16 protein-coding genes are annotated in these 16,032 nt (G+C 71.7%); 7 read left to right on the top strand and 9 right to left on the bottom strand.

Features of this window, described 5'->3' with window-relative positions; all coding sequences use genetic code 11:
- Positions 1-4 precede the first annotated feature (4 nt).
- Complete coding sequence (locus RGE_RS18730) at positions 5-802, bottom strand: IclR family transcriptional regulator (protein ID WP_052311021.1); 798 nt, start codon at positions 800-802, stop codon at positions 5-7.
- Between the two features lie 169 nt (positions 803-971).
- Between RGE_RS18730 and RGE_RS18725 the strand changes: the two genes are divergently transcribed.
- Positions 972-1,814: a cyclase family protein gene (locus RGE_RS18725; protein ID WP_014430023.1), complete on the top strand. Its 843-nt coding sequence runs from the start codon at positions 972-974 to the stop codon at positions 1,812-1,814.
- Between the two features lie 7 nt (positions 1,815-1,821).
- Here the strand turns inward: RGE_RS18725 and acnA are convergent, their stop codons facing one another.
- Complete coding sequence (gene acnA / locus RGE_RS18720; protein ID WP_014430022.1) at positions 1,822-4,551, bottom strand: aconitate hydratase AcnA; 2,730 nt, start codon at positions 4,549-4,551, stop codon at positions 1,822-1,824.
- Positions 4,552-4,754: 203 nt separating this feature from the next.
- On the opposite strand from acnA, the gene RGE_RS23390 reads away from it, so the two are divergent.
- On the top strand, positions 4,755-5,438 hold the full coding sequence (locus tag RGE_RS23390) for a class I SAM-dependent DNA methyltransferase (protein WP_014430021.1): 684 nt from the start codon (positions 4,755-4,757) through the stop codon (positions 5,436-5,438).
- A 47-nt stretch (positions 5,439-5,485) separates the two neighbouring features.
- Positions 5,486-5,944 (top strand): hypothetical protein, encoded by a 459-nt coding sequence (locus tag RGE_RS18710; protein ID WP_148280232.1) that lies wholly within the window; start codon positions 5,486-5,488, stop codon positions 5,942-5,944.
- Here the strand turns inward: RGE_RS18710 and RGE_RS18705 are convergent.
- From RGE_RS18705 to RGE_RS18690, 4 genes are all read right to left on the bottom strand, one after another.
- Positions 5,941-7,281, bottom strand: a complete 1,341-nt coding sequence (locus RGE_RS18705) for an NAD(P)H-dependent oxidoreductase (protein ID WP_014430019.1) — start codon at positions 7,279-7,281, stop codon at positions 5,941-5,943. The genes RGE_RS18710 and RGE_RS18705 overlap by 4 nt on opposite strands.
- 158 nt (positions 7,282-7,439) lie before the next feature.
- Positions 7,440-8,129 (bottom strand): ArsR/SmtB family transcription factor, encoded by a 690-nt coding sequence (locus RGE_RS18700; protein WP_014430018.1) that lies wholly within the window; start codon positions 8,127-8,129, stop codon positions 7,440-7,442.
- A 5-nt stretch (positions 8,130-8,134) separates the two neighbouring features.
- Positions 8,135-8,479, bottom strand: coding sequence for an antibiotic biosynthesis monooxygenase family protein (locus RGE_RS18695; RefSeq protein ID WP_014430017.1), 345 nt, complete (start codon positions 8,477-8,479; stop codon positions 8,135-8,137).
- Positions 8,476-8,814, bottom strand: coding sequence for an NIPSNAP family protein (locus tag RGE_RS18690; protein WP_014430016.1), 339 nt, complete (start codon positions 8,812-8,814; stop codon positions 8,476-8,478). Before RGE_RS18690 ends, RGE_RS18695 begins: the two co-directional genes overlap by 4 nt.
- A gap of 192 nt (positions 8,815-9,006) precedes the next feature.
- On the opposite strand from RGE_RS18690, the gene RGE_RS23385 reads away from it, so the two are divergent.
- The 4 genes from RGE_RS23385 to RGE_RS18670 all read left to right on the top strand — a co-directional run bounded on the left by RGE_RS23385 (position 9,007) and on the right by RGE_RS18670 (position 11,738).
- Entirely contained in the window at positions 9,007-9,309 is a 303-nt protein-coding gene (locus RGE_RS23385; protein WP_148280231.1) for a hypothetical protein, read from the top strand.
- A gap of 88 nt (positions 9,310-9,397) precedes the next feature.
- On the top strand, positions 9,398-10,648 hold the full coding sequence (gene istA, locus RGE_RS18680) for an IS21 family transposase (RefSeq protein ID WP_014426901.1): 1,251 nt from the start codon (positions 9,398-9,400) through the stop codon (positions 10,646-10,648).
- Complete coding sequence (gene istB, locus RGE_RS18675) at positions 10,648-11,448, top strand: IS21-like element helper ATPase IstB (protein WP_014426902.1); 801 nt, start codon at positions 10,648-10,650, stop codon at positions 11,446-11,448. The genes istA and istB overlap by 1 nt, the downstream gene beginning before the upstream one ends.
- Positions 11,445-11,738 carry a GNAT family N-acetyltransferase gene (locus RGE_RS18670; protein WP_409077220.1) on the top strand — a complete coding sequence of 98 codons (294 nt, stop codon included), beginning with the start codon at positions 11,445-11,447 and terminating at the stop codon, positions 11,736-11,738. The genes istB and RGE_RS18670 overlap by 4 nt, the downstream gene beginning before the upstream one ends.
- 85 nt (positions 11,739-11,823) lie before the next feature.
- Here the strand turns inward: RGE_RS18670 and RGE_RS18665 are convergent, their stop codons facing one another.
- From RGE_RS18665 to RGE_RS18655, 3 genes are read right to left on the bottom strand one after another with little or no spacing between them, the layout of a single operon-like run.
- The gene (locus RGE_RS18665; RefSeq protein WP_052311074.1) at positions 11,824-13,932 is read right to left on the bottom strand and encodes a site-2 protease family protein; all 2,109 of its coding nucleotides are present in this window, start codon (positions 13,930-13,932) and stop codon (positions 11,824-11,826) included.
- An 8-nt stretch (positions 13,933-13,940) separates the two neighbouring features.
- A complete protein-coding gene (locus RGE_RS18660) occupies positions 13,941-15,272 on the bottom strand; it encodes an efflux RND transporter periplasmic adaptor subunit (protein WP_014430013.1) in 1,332 nt (443 codons plus the stop codon).
- Positions 15,269-16,030, bottom strand: coding sequence for an efflux RND transporter periplasmic adaptor subunit (locus tag RGE_RS18655; protein ID WP_231384570.1), 762 nt, complete (start codon positions 16,028-16,030; stop codon positions 15,269-15,271). The genes RGE_RS18660 and RGE_RS18655 overlap by 4 nt, the downstream gene beginning before the upstream one ends.
- Positions 16,031-16,032 lie beyond the last annotated feature (2 nt).

Here is a 16,032-nt window from a genome sequence, read left to right as displayed (position 1 = left end):
CGCTTCAGCGCTCGCGCAGCGTGCCGCGCAGCGCGCTGCAGCGGTCGAGCAGGCGCTGCGCGAGTTCGTCGCGCACGGCGTCGAAACGCGATGCCGGCACCGGGATCGAGATCGCCGCGACTTCGCCACCAGGCAGCCGCAGTGCCGCCGCCAGCGCGCAGATGCCGGCGGCGTTCTCCTCCTGGTCGACGGCCCAGCCGCGCGTGCGCACGGCGTCCAGGTCGGCTTGCAGCGCCGGCCAGCCGGTGATCGTGTTCGGCGTCAGCGCCGTCAGCCGCAGCCGGGGGCGCAGCGTCGCCAGTTCCGCGGCGCTCAGCGCGGCCAGCATCGCCTTGCCCGGTGCGCTGGCGTGCAGCGGGAAGGCCACGCCGACGCCCGACTCGGCCCGCAGCCGCTGCGCCCCGGTCACCTGCTCGACGAAGACCAGGCGCTCGCCGTCCAGCAGCGACAGGTCCACCGTCTCGCCGCTGTCGCGCGCCAGCGCCTGCAGCACCGGCCGGGCGAACTCGGCGACGTCGAAACGCGCCGCGGCGGCCAGTGCCAGCAGCGCCGGCCCCAGGCGCACGCCGCGTGTCGGGCTGGCGGCGATGACGAGCTGTTCGCGGTCGAGCGCCTCGACGATGCGCTGCACCGTCGAGCGGGCCAGGCCCAGCAGGCGCGCCAGTTCGCCGAGCGACAAGCCGTCGGGGTGATCGCGCAGCGCGCGCAGCACCGCGGCCGCGCGTGCGATGACCTGCACGCCGCCGGCGCGTTCGCCGCCGCCGGCCTCGTCTGCGGCCATCCCGTCTTTGCTCTGCTTCATGGCGGGCGCGAGTTTGCCATTCGTTGTCAGTGCAGGTCGGGTTCGTCGGCGGCCTCGGGTTAACCCTATTCCTTTACTCCAACGCGATCAGGATAGTCCTGATGCATCGCAAAACGGTACACATGTACCGAAGGGCGGTACATCAAACTTCTTTCATCCGGAGCACGGCATGACGATCACGGTCCGCGGCATCACCTATCAAGAGAACCTCGACAACGACATGGGGCTGGAGTTCTACGACCTCAGCCATCCGTGGGGCCTGGGGCAGCCCTGCTGGCCGTACTTCGAGGATGTGAAGATCGAGCGCCTGCACACGATGGCGCGCAGCGGCGTGCTGACGCAGCGCATCACGACGGTGATGCACTCGGGCACGCACATCGACGCCCCGGCGCACGTCGTCGAAGGCACGCCGTTCATGGACGAGGTGCCGCTGCCGTACTTCTTCGGCACCGGTGTCGTCGTCTCGATTCCCAAGGGCAAGTGGGAAGTCATCACCGCCGAGGACCTGGAGCGCGCGTCGCCGCAGATCCGCGAGGGCGACATCGTCATCGTCAACACCGGCTGGCACAAACACTACGGCGACAACCGCCAGTACTACGCCTACTCGCCGGGCTTCTACAAGGAAGCCGGCGAGTGGTTCGCGAAGAAGAAGGTGAAGATGATCGGCACCGACACCCAGGCGCTGGACCACCCGCTGGGCACCGCGATCGGCCCGCACGGCCCCGGCTGGCCCAACGGCCTGCTGCCCCAGGTCAACCACGAGTACGAGCGCGAGACCGGCCGCAAGGTCATCGAGGACTTCCCGGAATGGGAGCCCTGCCACCAGGCGATCCTGAAGGCCGGCATCTGCGGCATCGAGAACGTCGGCGGCGAGATCGACAAGGTCACCGGCAAGCGCGTCACATTCGCCGCCTTCCCCTGGCGCTGGAAGGACGGCGACGGCTGCATCGTGCGGCTGGTGGCCATCGTCGACAAACGCGGCGGCTACCGCATCGAGAACGGCGCGGGCTGAGCGGGCTTCAGCCGGCGAGCAACTGGCGCAGCACGTACGGCAGGATGCCGCCGTGGCGCCAGTACTCGACCTCGATCGGGGTGTCGATGCGCAGCGTGACCGCCACCTCGCGCCGCGTGCCGTCGGCGGCGCTGAGGACCAGCGTCGCGTCGGACAGCGGCCGCACCGGCAAGTCCAGCCGCACGTCGACCGTCTCGTCGCCGGCGAGTCCCAGGCTCTGCCAGGACTCGCCGGGCTTGAACTGCAGCGGCAGCACGCCCATGCCGATCAGGTTGCTGCGGTGGATGCGCTCGAAGCTGCGCGCGACGACGGCCTGGATGCCCAGCAGCATCGTGCCCTTGGCCGCCCAGTCGCGGCTGGAGCCGGTGCCGTACTCCTCGCCGGCGAACACGACGGTCGGCACGCCGGTGGCGACGTAGCGCATCGCGGCGTCGTAGATCGGCAGCAGCTCCGGCTTGCCGGTGCCGTCGCGGTACAGCGTGTAGCCGCCTTCGACACGTGAGCCGTCCTCGCGCGGCGGGATCATCAGGTTCTTGATGCGCACGTTGGCGAAGGTGCCGCGCATCATCACCTCGTGGTGGCCGCGCCGCGCGCCGTAGCTGTTGAAGTCCGCCGGCAGCACGCCTTGTTCGAGCAGGTAGCGGCCGGCGGGCGTCGTCTCGCGGAAGCTGCCGGCCGGCGAGATGTGGTCGGTGGTGATCGAGTCGCCGAACAGGCCGATGATGCGCGCGCCGCGCACGCCCGGCTGCACCGGCGGCGGCGCGAGCTGGAAGTCGCGGAAGAACGGCGGCTCGGCGATGTAGGTGCTCTTGGGCCAGCTGTAGACCTCGCCGCCGGCACCGGCGATCTGCTGCCACAGCGCGCCCGGCTCGGCCTGCACGCGGGCGTAGTTGCGGCGATAGGCCGGGCCGTCCATCGCGCTGCGCATCAGCGCCGCGACCTCGTCGCTCGTGGGCCAGATGTCGCCCAGCCAGATCTCGCGCCCGTCGTGGGCGGTGCCCACCGGCTCGGTCATCAGGTCGCGCTGCACCGTGCCGGCGATCGCGTAGGCGACGACCAGCGGCGGGCTGGCGAGGAAGTTGGCCTTCAGGTTGGGGTGGATGCGTGCCTCGAAGTTGCGGTTGCCCGAGAGCACCGCGGCGCAGACCAGATCGTTCGCCGTGATCGCGTCGTTGAGCTCCGGCGCCAGATCGCCGGCGTTGCCGATGCAGGTCGTGCAGCCGTAGGCGGCGACGGCGAAACCCAGCCGCTCCAGGTAGGGCAGCAGCCCGGTCTTCGTCAGGTACTCGGTGACGATGCGCGAGCCCGGCGCCAGCGAGGTCTTGACGTGCGGCTTGACCGTCAGCCCGGCCTCGACCGCCTTCTTGGCCAGCAGCCCGGCGGCCAGCATCACGCCCGGGTTGCTGGTGTTGGTGCAACTCGTGATCGCGGCGATGAGCACGTCGCCGTTGCGCAGTTCCGGCCCGTCGCCCGCCTTCACGGGGCGGCCCAGGCGCGAGGCCGGCTGGCCGAAGCCGTTGGCCGCCACCGGTGCCGAGAACAGCTCGGCGAAGCGGCGCTTGACGTCGCCGATCTCGATGCGGTCCTGCGGCCGCTTCGGCCCGGCCAGGCTGGGCGCGACGGTGGACAGGTCCAGCCGGATCAGCGAGCTGTATTCGATCGCGCCGGCCGCCGGCACGCCGAACAGGCCCTGGGCGCGGAAATAGGCTTCGAAGGCCTCGATCTCGGCGGCGGTGCGCCCGGTGCCGGCGAAGTACTCGACGGTCTTCTCGTCGACCGGGAAGAAGCCCATCGTCGCGCCGTACTCGGGCGCCATGTTGGCGATCGTCGCGCGGTCGGGCACCGACAGCGAGCGCGTGCCTTCACCGCAGAACTCGACGAACTTGCCGACCACCTTCTCGCGCCGCAGGATCTCGGTGATCGTCAGCACCAGGTCGGTGGCGGTGACGCCTTCGCGCAGCCGGCCCGAAAGCTCGAAGCCGACGACGTCGGGCGTCAGCAGGTAGACCGGCTGGTCGAGCATCGCCGCCTCGGCCTCGATGCCGCCGACGCCCCAGCCGACGACGCCGACGCCGTTGATCATCGTCGTGTGGCTGTCGGTGCCGACCAGCGTGTCGGGGTAGACGACGCCGTCGGCGCCGCGGTGCACGCCGCGCGCCAGGTACTCCAGGTTCACCTGGTGCACGATGCCGAAGCCCGGCGGCACGACGCCGAAGGTGCTGAACGCGCCCATGCCCCACTTCATGAACTGGTAGCGCTCGCGGTTGCGCCTGAACTCCAGCTGCATGTTCAGGTCCAGCGCCTGGGGGCTGCCGTAGTGGTCGACCATCACGCTGTGGTCGACGACCAGGTCCACCGGCACCAGCGGCTCGATGGTCTTCGGGTCGCGCCCCAGGCGCTCGGCGACGTTGCGCATCGCCGCCAGGTCGGCGAGCAGCGGCACGCCGGTGAAGTCCTGCAGCACGACGCGCGCGACGACGAAGGGAATCTCCTCGCTGCGCGGCGCCTTCGGCGCCCAGCCGGCGAGCTGCGCCACGTGCTCGGCCGTGACCTTGCGGCCGTCGCAGTGGCGCAGCACGCTCTCCAGCACGATGCGCAGCGACACCGGCAGGCGCGCGACGCCCGGGAAGCGCTCGGCCAGCGCCGGCAGCGAGAACAGGCGTCCCTCTTCGCCGGACGCGGCCTCGAAGCGGCGGATCGTCTCGGCGAACGGGTGGGCGGCGGCGTTGCGGGGCATGCGGTTCCTCCGGTGGCGTGGACCGAGCCATTGTGGGCAGGATGGGGAGGGCGGCTGGGCGGTGGGGCGATCGGGCTGCCGCCGCGCGCGAACCGCCCCGGATGCCGCTACGCTGGCGGAGCATGTTCACAGGGGGACCGACCGATGATCGTTCGTACATCTGGCCCGATCGCGATGGCCCGCCGAGCTTCCGTCCGGCCGGCATGAGCCACGGTTTCTCGGGTGCCGGAGAGGGCCCGCAGACGCCCGACGGCTGCTCGGTGGAGCTCTATCGCCGCTTGCCCTACATGGGTGAACTCGAGGCCATCGAGCCGGTGTTGATCGAGCATCCTGCGGTGCTCGAACTCGGCTGCGGCACCGGCCGGCTGTGCGCGAGGATGGTGGCGCTGGGGCTGCGTGTCACCGGCGTCGACGAGTCGACCGAGATGCTGGCCCACCTGCCTGCCGGAGTCGAGGCCGTCTGTTCGAAGATCGAGGCGCTGGCCCTGGGCCGCCGCTGGCCGGCGGTGCTGCTGGCCAGCCACCTCGTCAACCACCCGGAGCCGGCCGTGCGCGAGGTCTTTGCCGCAGCGGCCTGGCGGCACCTGACGCCGGGCGGCTGCTTCTTCGTCAAGCGCCATGACACGAGGTGGCTGCAGACGGTTCAAGCCGGCTTCATCGGCGCCGCGCACGGCGTCGCCTATCACGCCGAGCAGATCGAGCGCCGCGGTGCCGAGGTCTCGATGCGCCTGCGCTACGAATTGGACGGCAGCCGCTGGTGGCACTCGTTCACGACGACGGCGATGTCCGAGGCCGAAGTCGAGAGCCTGCTGCGCGCCCAGGGATTCGGTGCGTGCCGATGGCTGGGCGACAAGCGCCTGTGGGGCGTCGCCGGGGGCGTGGCATGAGGCGCTCGTGCCCGCGGGCGTGCTGGCCCGGCCTGCTGTGCCTGCTGATGATCGTGTCGCCCGCGGCCGCGCGAGCCGACGAGTCCGAGGTCGAGGTGCCCAGCTTCTCCTGCGGCGACAAGGTGCTGGGGATCCGCCTCCCAGCCCGGCTGTCGGAGTTGCGAGCCCTGGGGACGATCCGCTCGCAGAAGACCGTGTCCCGGCAGCACTGGGACGGTTACGAGACCGCCGAGCAGGTGATCTACTTTGCCGGGCTCGGCGTCCAACTGGTGGCCTTCAGCAACGACGCGGAGCGCTACCTCCTGGCCGCTGCCGACGTGACCGGGAGGGCATGGTCGCTGGGCGCGCTGCGTGTCGGCCGGCCCGTCCCGCCGCCATTCGCTGCGCTCGGCCTGGGGCACCAGCGCGACGGCATCTGGCTTGTGGCCGGCGAGACCGACTCGGTGCACGTCGAACTGCGCGACGGCCGCGTGCGGCGCTTCGTCTACGAGTGCTATACCGGCTAGGCCAGCGCCTCCATCTCCCGCCGCAAGCGCCACGCCGGCAGTTCCGGCCGGGCGACGACGTCGTCCCAGCACAGCATCTGCCCGGCGGCGACCGGGCGCTGCAGCACCAGGTCGTGCGCCAGCCCCAGCGGCAGGCCGCCGTGGGCGCGCGAGGCCTCGGCCGGCTGCAGCCGGCCGACCACCGTGTAGCCGCCTTCGCCGTCGAGCGTCTCGCCGGCGCGCAGGTCGCGCTTGGCGGTGGCCACGACGTCGGCCACCCAGGCGGTGGCCGCGCCGGTCGCCTCGCCGCGCAGCGCGACGCTGGCCACCGAATAACCGACCTCCAGCCCGATCAGGTGCCAGCGTTTGTAGAGCGTGAAGTAGCGCCCGCTGGGGTCGGTCTTGGCGCCGTACTCCTCGAAGCAGTGGCGCACGTAGTCGGCCTCGCCTTCGACGGTGACCCAGACCCCCATGCGGATGTCGTAGGGGATGGTCGTGCCGTCGCGGCGCAGCGAGGAGATGACCTCGACCATGCCCTTGCGTTCGAGCACCCCGCCTTCGGCCTGCGGCCGCGTGACGCCGGGGATCTCGTCGATCGCCGCCGGCGGGTACAGCAGGCCGCCCGACGGCACCGCCAGCCCGGTGGCGTTGGCGACCGCGGTGCATTCGATCGCCGGCTTGGAGCCGTCGAGGAAGCTGTTGAACATCTTCGGGTTCAGCCCGCCGCGTTCGGCCTGCTCGGGCGTCAGGCCGTAGAAGCCCCAGACCGTCTCCGGCGTCGACTGCGCGAAGTGCGGCAGCCACTTGTGGCCGCGCCCGGCGGCGACGACCGGGAAGCCGCAGGTGCGCGCCCAGTCGACCAGGTCGCAGATCAGCGCCGGCTGGTCGCCGAAGGCCAGCGAGTAGACGACACCGGCCTCGGCCGCGCGCCGCGCCAGCAGCGGGCCGCAGAAGGCGTCGGCCTCGACGGTCACGTTGACGACGTGTTTGCCCTCGGCGATCGCCGCCAGGCAGTGCTCGACCGCGGCCACCGGGTGGCCGGTGCATTCGACGATGACGTCGATCGCCGGGTGCCGCACCAGCGCCTGCCAGTCCTCGCCGACGTGGGTGCGGCCGTCGGCCAGCGCAGCGTCCAGGCTGGGGGCGGCGGCACGTTCGTGGTGCCAGCCGACCCGTTCGAGGTTGCGGCGCGCGGCGGCCGGCGACAGGTCGGCGACGCCGGCCAGGTGCACGCCGGGCGTGTTCGGCACCTGGGCCAGGTACATCGAGCCGAACTTGCCGGCGCCGATCAGGCCGACGCGGATCGGCCGGCCTTCGGTGGCGCGCTGGCGCAGCTGGGTGTGCAGGCCGGTCTTCATGCCGGGCGGCGCACGCGGTGCGCAAGGGGGCAAAACAGCATCGGGATCCTTGTCGCGCCGGCAGCCGGCTTGACAAGTGTCATGTCCGCGGCGGGGTGGGGCGCTACGGGTCATCCCGGGTTGGCCCGGTGACCTGCGCATGCCTGTGCCCGCCGCGTTCAGCAGACAGCTTCGCCGAGGCTGGGCAGCAGCTCTCGTTGACCGCTGACGGTGATCTCCACCGCCCGGCCGGACGTGCGACGCAGCCAGCCCTTGGCGGTGAAATGCTGATAAAGCTCGTCGGCGAGCTGGCCCGCGAGGTGATCGCGGCGCTCGGACCAGTCCAGGCAGCGGTACGCGAAGCGCCGCCGGCTGCTGGGCGCGCCGGGATTCATGCCCAGTCCTTCCAGCCATGCCCGGCCTGCGGCCGTGAGTTCGAAGCCGCTGGGCGTCGATTCGAGCCCGTGCTGCCGCTGCAGCGCGTCGAAGAGCGAGACGCCCAGCTTGCCGGCCAGGTGTCCGTAGCAGCAGCGTGCCAGCCGCAGGCGCGTGCGTTCCGGCGGTGCCCAGGCGCGGTCGTGCTCGTCACGCTCGGCGATCAGCGCCAGCGCTTCGAGCGCATGCGCCACTTCGGCGTCGGCCAGGCGGTAGTAGCGGTGACGGCCTCTGGGTTCGCAGACCACGAACCTCGCGTCCATCAGCTTGCCCAGGTGGCCGCTGGCGGTCGCAGGCGTCACGGAAGCCGCCTTGGCCAGCTCGCTGGCACTGGCGTATTCGCCGGCCAGCAGATAGGCCAGCATGCGCGAGCGCGCCGGGTCGGCCACGACGGCCGCCACGCGCGCCATACGCGGTTCGTGCGGAGTGTTCATCGCTTTCAGATCAGCGTGCCGAGCGAGTCCGCCGGGGCTTCGTCGCGTTCGTGCAATCCATAGTCGCGGACCACCGCCGCAACCCGCAGCCGGTAGCCGGCGAGCACGCGGCTGCGGCCCTCCTGCTGAGCGCGGCGGTGTATGCCGTGGCAGCGCCAGCTCCGGACCGAGGCCTCGTCGCGCCAGAAGCTCAGCGACAAGTATCGCCCGGGCCGGACCAGGCTCTCGAACCGTTCGACCGAGATGAAGCCGTCGATGCTCTCCAGTTCGGACTTCAGCGCGGCGGCCAGCCCCAGATAGCGGCCCGCCTCGCCGGCCCTGGGCTCGACTTCGAAGATCACCGCGATCACGGCGCCACCAGCCTTGCCAGATCGCGCGTCGAATCGACGTCCTGCAGCCAGCTGCGCTGTTCCCGGACGATGAATCGCCGCGACCGCGCGAACTCGAAGTTGGCATGTCCTTCGGCATCGGTCCGAAGCGTCGCACGGTAGCGTTCGTAGGCTGCCAGCGAATCGAAGCCGACCAGGCCGCAGGCCTCGTCGTTGCTGCCTTCGTGCGGCAGGAAATAACCGATCAGGTTGCCGCCGCAGCGCGGAATGATCCGGCCCCAGGCCTGGGCGTACTGCTCGAAGGCTTCGCGCTGGAAGGGGTCGATCTGATAACGGATGAAGCAGGTGATGGCCATGGTGTCGCTCTCGGGTTCGGAACAAGAGCCTGGAGTCTCGGGCGGGTGACGGGCGAGATGCTTCGGCCGATGCCGAAGCGTGCGGCGGGCATCGCCTGGCAGCCTGTCGCCGCCGCGGGCCAGGGCACGGGCTGCGCGCGGCTTCGGCGGAGCCGTCGGAGCGCCACGGCCAGCGGCATAAGCTCTCCGCCCATGACAGATCAGACCTCTTTGGAGCTGGATGGCCCGGTGCCAGGCACCGTGGCCGATGCACAGAGGATCCTGCGAAGCCTGCCGCGCTGGTTCGGCGTCGACTCGGCTCTCCTCCGGTACGCGCAGGACACGCAGCGATTCCCCACCTTCTGGGCTGCCGAGCGCGGCTGCGCGATCGCCTTCATGACATTGCGGGAGCATTTCCCGGCGTCATGGGAGGTCCATTGCATGGCGGTGCAAGCCGACGCACGCGCGAAAGGCGTTGTTGGGCGACACGCAAAACTGCCCCCCTGGCGTCATTGAGAACTGACCCCCTTCGCTGACGAAGGAGAGGTCGATGGAGGAAGTGTTCCAAGCTCAGCCGGTCCAACGAGGCCCGGGGAGCGACACGATGCTGGCGCCACAGGAGGTGCAGAAGATGCTGGCGCTGCAGGCGCTGGGATGGGGAGCCAAGCGCATCAGCCGGGAACTGGGCTGCAGCCGCAACACGGTGCGCGAGTACCTGCGGCAAGGCGGCTGGCGGCCGATGCGCACGACGCACCGCGAGAGCGTCCTGGAGCCGCACCGGCAGTGGCTGGCCGAGCGGCTGCGGCAGCACCGCGGCAACGCCGACGTCGTGCGCCAGGACCTGCAGCGAGAGCTGGGCATCCGCGTGAGCCTGCGCACCGTCCAGCGTGCCGTCGAGCCGCTGCGTCGGGAGTTGCGGGCCGAGAGCGTGGCCACAGTGCGCTACGAGACCGCGCCCGGCCAGCAACTGCAAATCGACTTCGGCAGCACGTCAGTCATCGTGGACGGCGAGCCGCTGCGCATCCACCTGTTCGTCGCCACGCTCGGCTACAGCCGGCGCTGTCACGTCGCCGTCTTCCTGCATGAGCGCCAGTCGTCGTGGCTGCACGGCCTGGAAGGCGCCTTCCGGCGCTTCGGCGGCGTGCCGCACGAAGTCCTGCTGGACAACGCCAAGCCGCTGGTCACCGAGCACAACGCGCAGACGCGCGAGGTGCGCTTCAACGACCGCTTCCACGCGTTCTGCCGTTACTGGGACTTCACGCCGCGGGCCTGCGCGCCGTATCGCGCGCGGACCAAGGGCAAGGACGAGCGTGGCGTCGGCTACGTCAAGCGCAACGCCATCGCCGGGCACCGCTTCGCCAGCGTCGAGGAACTGCAGGCGCACCTGGAGCGCTGGGTGCGCGAAGTCGCCGACGTGCGCATCCACGGCAGCACCGGCGAGCCGCCGCTGCAGCGCTTCGAGCGGCACGAGCGCGCCGCGTTGCGGCCGCTGCCGTCCAAGGCGCCGTTCCTGCAGGTGCGCGAGGTCACGCGGCGCGTGCACACCGACGCCTGTATCGAGCTGGACACCAACCGCTACAGCGTGCCGTGGCGGCTCATCGGCGAGACGGTCACCGTCGTCGTCGCCGAGCGTCAGGTGCGAGTGCTCTACGCCGGCCAGGAAGTGGCCTGCCACGCGCAGAGCGCGCTGCGGCGCTGCAGCGTCATCGAGCGCAGCCACCTGGTGGGCATCGTCGGCGGCCAGTTGGCCGGGATGACGTGGCTACCGAAGATGCCGCCGCCGATAGCCCCGGTGCCTGGCGAGTTGCAGCGCCCGCTCGATCAGTACGAGGCCGTCGCCGGAGGAAGCTGGTGATGGCCGCGTCGAAGAAGACCGAGGAACTCGACGCGCTCGAGCCCATGCTTACGCGGCTCAAGCTCACCGCCATCCGAGACCAGCTCGACACGCTGTTGGACCAGGCCGCGCGGGCCGAGCTGAACCTGCGCGAGGCGCTGTCGATGCTGTGCGCGGCCGAGGTCGCCCGCAAGGACGAGCGGCGCATCCAGATGGGCATGTCCATCGCCAAGTTCCCCTGCGTGCGCACGCTGGAGGGCTTCGAGTACGACGCGCAGCCGTCGGTGGACCCCAAGCAGATCCGCGAGCTGGCCACCTCGCGCTGGGTTGCCAACGGCGACAGCGTGCTGCTGCTCGGGCCGCCCGGCGTCGGCAAGACGCACCTGGCTGTCGCTCTCGGGCGCGAGGCCATCGTGCGCGGCTACAGCACGCTCTTCGTGCCAGCGACGAGCCTGGTGACGCAGCTGGTGCGGGCGCACGTCGAAGGCCGGCTGGAGGAGAAGCTCGTGCACTTCGCCAAGCCCAAGCTGCTGGTCGTCGACGAACTCGGCTACCTGCCGTTCGAGGCCAACGCCGCACACCTGTTCTTCCAGCTCGTAAGCCGCCGCTACGAGCGCGGCTCGATGCTCGTGACCAGCAACCGCTCGGTGGCCGAGTGGGGCGGCGTCTTCGGCGACGCCGTCGTCGCCACCGCCATCCTCGACCGGCTGCTGCACCACAGCCACGTCCTCACCATCCGCGGCGACAGCTACCGGCTGCGGACCAAGCGCCGCTCCGGCCTGGTTAACCAGGCCGGAGCGAACCCCGCAACAACCAACTGAACCACCACCCGGGGGTCACTTCTGGATGTCGCCGGGGGGTCAGTTCTCGATGTCGCTTGACAGGCGTCGGGCGGCAGCTGCACCGGCACGCCGAGCACTGGCTGCTCGCGCAGGGTGCGCGCCACCTGCAGGTCAAGACGGTGGCCGCCGGGCATCCGAGCCCCGAGTACGCCGAGACACGTTCCTTCTACAAGGCCCTGGGCTATGAGGAGCTGGAGGTGTTTGCCGGGCTCTGGCGGCCGGGACTTCCCGTTCTGCAGATGATCAAAGTCTTGCACGGCGAGCCTTGATGGCCGAGCAAGTTGGCGCCCGATTCCTTCGAGCGGGCCGCCAGACGGGCACGCGCAGCGTTCCGTGCCGGCCGCGACCGCCGTGTCAGAGCCCGCCTTCGCGCCGCCACAGCGCCAGCAGCCAGTCCCAGCCTTCGCCGGCCAGGCTGCGCGCCGCGCCTTCCAGGCGCACGCGGCCGGGCAGTTCGCGGGCCAGCGGCCGTGCTTCGCACTGCGTCAGCCGCGCGCGGTAGGTGGCGCCCAGCGGGCGCAGTTCGGCCCCGTCGCGCACGCTGTTGATCGGGCCGCCGTAGACGCTGGCCAGGTAGGGCTGCGGCAGGCTGCGCAGGTTGACCGACTCGAGCTGCAGCGCCGTGCAGCGCACGCTGCCGAACTCGGGCAGGTCGGCGACGAAACGGGCGCCGGCGCGCTGCGGGCCCTCGCGCCGCAGCCGGGCGTAGTCGGATTCGCCGACGAAAGCCTCGACCTTCAGCGTGTCGCCGTCGCCGACGATCTGGAACAGCTTCTCGCCGCGTGTGAACCAGGTGCCGTCGGCCAGCATCGGGTGCGCCGTGACGACGGTGCCGGCGAAGGGCGCGCGCACGGCGAGCTGTTCGCGCTGGCGCCTCAGTCCGGCGACCTCCTCGCGTGCGGCCTGCCAGCGCTGGTGCAGCGCCTGGCCTTCCTGCTGCAGCCGGCTGTCCAGCGGCTGCTGCTCGACCTGCCAGCGCAGCAGCGCCTCCTGCAGCGCCGCGGCTTCGAGCCGCTGTTCCAGTTCGGGCGACTGCAGCCGCATCAGCAACTGACCGGCGGCGACGCGGCTGCCTTCGGCCACCGCCGCGCCCCGCTGGCGCGCGGTCTCGGCGGCGTACAGCGCCTGCTGCTCGCCGTGGCTCAGCACCGCCGGCGCCTGCACGCCGCCGCGCCAGGGCAGCAGCAGCACCAGCAGCAGTGCGCCGGCCAGCGCGGCGCTGCGCCGCGTGCTGCGGTTCCAGTGCAGCTCGGCGCGCCGCGCCCACCACACGCGCAGCTCGCGCCAGACCGGCAGCACGATGAACCAGCCCAGCTCGACGGCCATCATCACCAGGCCCAGCGCCTTGAAGAACAGGTGGTAGACGAGCAGCGCGATGCCGAAGAACAGCACCAGCCGGTACAGCCAGGTCGCGAAGGCGAAAGCGACCAGCAGCCGCTGCCGCGCCGGCGGCAGCAGCTCGGGCACCGGGTCGCCCAGGCCCCAGAGGCGTTCGCGCAGCCACCAGCGGCCGAGCGCGAACGAGCGTTCGTGCAGATTGGGCGTGTTCAGCGCGTCGGCGAGCAGGAAGTAGCCGTCGAAACGCATGAAGGGGCTGGCGTTGACGCCCAGCGTGACCAGCCAGCTGCTGGTGGCCAGCAGGAAGACGCCTGAGCGCAGCGGCCCGTCGGGCAGGAAGCTCCAGGCCAGCGTGGCGACGGCGGCCAGCGCCAGCTCGGCCAGCATGCCGGCGGCGGCGATGCGCAGCCGCTGGCCGCGGCGCGTGAGCTTCCAGGCCTCGTTGGTGTCGGTGTAGAGCACCGGCCACAGCACGAGGAAGGCCACGCCCATCGTCGGCACGCGGCAGCCGTAGCGGTAGGCGGTGACGGCGTGGCCGAACTCGTGCAGCACCTTGGCGACGCTGAGCGCGACGCCGATGGCCAGCAGCCCCGACCAGCTGCCGTAGGCCGCGAAGGTGTGCGTGAACTCGTCCCAGCGCCGCGAGGCGAGGAACAGCCCGAGCAGCGCCGCGCCGCCGACGGCCCACCAGAACGCCGGGCGGTACAGCCAGCCGGTGTGGCGCGCCAGCCAGGCCAGCAGCGGCTCGGGCCGCAGCAGCGGCACGCGGAAGAACAGGTAGTGCTTGAGCAGCCACATCGTGTGGCTGCTGCGGCCGGCTGCGGCAGCGTGCGCCAGCCGGGCGCTGTGTTCGACACTGTGCGCCAGCAGCAGGTGGTGGCTGGCGAGGAACTGCAGCAGCGCTTGCAGGTCTTCGGGGCCCAGGCGCAGCGTGGTCTCGCGCTCGACGGCCTGCAGCACGGCGTCGGCGCTGCCCAGCGGCCAGCGCGACAGCAGCTCGAAGGCCGGCCAGGAGAGTTCGTAGAAGCGGTGCGCGGCCGGGTCGTGCAGCGTCCAGGTCGGCGTGCCGTCGTCGGCCGTCGGCCCCGGGTGCAGGCCGAGGTCCTGGCGCAGCGGCGGCAGCATCGCCGGCTTCACCAGCCCAGCCACTGGCGCGTGGCGGCGATCGGCCGGCGCAGCGCGTAGTAGGCGAACGGCACCCAAGGGCCCGACAGCCGCGCCGTGCCGCGCAGCCCCAGCCGCGGCAGCGGCTGGCCGGCGGCGAACTCGGCGCGCACGCGGTAGGCCAGCACGCCCTGCTCGGTGGGCTCGGCGCTGTAGGACACGCCGACGATGCGTGCGTCGTAGGCCTCGGTCGGGCTGGCGTCGGGGTAGAGCGTGACGGTCTCGCCGGGGGCCAGCAGGATCTGCTCGGCCGCCGGCATCCGGGCGACGAGTTCGACCTTGGCCGGGTCGGCCAGCAGCATCACCTTCTCGCCGATCGCCACCGTCTTGCCCTGCCAGTCGTTGACGTCGCCGAACACCGCGACGCCGGCACGCTCGGCCTTGACCTGCACACGCTCCAGCTGTTCCGACAGGTAGCGCAGCTCCAGCGCCCGCTGGTCGAGCTCGCCGCGCGCCTGGCCGAGCTTGAGCCGGCCCTTGTCGTCGGTGACGGCGAGCTGCGCCGACTGGCGGTACTCCTCCAGCGCCGTGTCGTGCGCACGCTGGGCCACCGCGCGGCGTGTCTGCAGCGCCGCGGTGTCCAGGTCGAACAGCGGGCTGCCGGCCTGCACCGCCTGGTCGGGGCGGACGTGGAAACGCTCGATGACGCCGTCCAGCGGCGCCCGCACCAGGAAGGGTTCGCGCGAGGCGACCTCGGCCGGCGCCAGCACCGTCAGCCGTACCGGGATCAGGCTCGCCAGCGCCAGGCCGACGAGCACGCGGCGCTGGGTCCTGCCCGGGCGCAGCACGGTCTTCAGCCGCGCGCCCAGATGCTCGCGCGGGCGGAAGCTCGCCAGCGCGTGGCCGTAGGCGTGGGCGAGCTCGGTCAGCGTCGCGCGCTCGTGCTCGCCGAACGGCGTCTCGCGCGCCAGCAGCAGGCCGCCGTCGAGCTGCTCGCCGTGGCCCGACAGCGGCAGCCACAGCGCGTGCGGCGGCAGCCATTCGGCCCAGTCGGCGCCGCAGCCCGCGGGTGCGGTCGCGGCGTCCAGCGCGGCCGGCTCCCGGGTCTTGGCCAGGGCCCGGCACAGCCGGCCGAGCCACTGCAGATAGGGCGCGTTCGGGTCCACCTGCGGCAGCCCGGAGACGGCGACGACGCGGCCCAGACCGGCCTCGCTCCACAGCGCGGCCTGGCGGTAGGGCAGCAGGTTCAGCGTCTCGTTGACGACGACGAAGCCCAGGGCCTCGACGCTGGCCGCCTCGCGGGCGCGGCGTGCGAGCTGCAGCAGGCCCAGCAAGGCCTGGACGGCCGGATCCTGGTTCACTGCAGCCCGGTGAAGCTGGCCCAGCCGCTCATGCCCGGCAGCAGGCCCGGATGCTGGCCGACGATCTGCCCGGTGATCGCCACCGACTGGCTCACCGGGTCGATGCGCGCGCCCAGGCGCACGACCTTGGCCGGGAAGCTCTGGCCGAGTTCGTCGACGCTGACGCTGAAGGCGCTGCCGACCTTCAGCTTGGCCAGCCAGCGCGAGGGCACGATGAGCTGCAGCTCGGGCGGGCCGCTGTCGACGATCTCCAGCAGCGGCTTGCCCGGCGTCGCGAACTCGGAGGCGGTGGCCAGGCGCCTGGCCACGCGGCCGGCGAACGGCGCGCCGATGCTGCACTTGGCGACCGTGGCGCGCACGTAGGCGGCCTCGGCGGCGCTCTCCTTGACCTTGGCCTCGGCCTGCTCGACTTCCAGCCGGCCGGCCGAGTTCAGCTCGGCCAGGCGCTGGTTGACGGCCAGCAGCTTGCGCGCCGCCTCGTGGCTGGCCTCGGCCTTGCGCAACTGCGACTCGAACAGCGAGCAGTCGAAGGCGACCAGCGTCTGGCCGGCGCGGAACGCGTCGCCTTCCTTCAGCGGCAGGCGCGCGATCCTGGCGTTCAGCTCGCTGGAGACGACCGCCGTCTCGCGTGCGGCGAGCTGGGTGCGGATGCGGCCGTCGCGGTCGGGTTCGGCGAAGTTCTTGCCGCCGCCCTGGGCCTGGGCGGCAGCGCCGGTGCACAACGCCAGCACGACGGCGGCGGTACGGCAGGGGATCATCG

The sequence above is a fragment of the Rubrivivax gelatinosus IL144 genome (assembly GCF_000284255.1).
Taxonomy (GTDB): Bacteria; Pseudomonadota; Gammaproteobacteria; order Burkholderiales; family Burkholderiaceae_C; genus Rubrivivax; species Rubrivivax gelatinosus_A.
The sequence above is the reverse complement of the archived record's forward strand: the minus strand, read 5'-3'. Positions and strand labels throughout refer to the sequence as shown.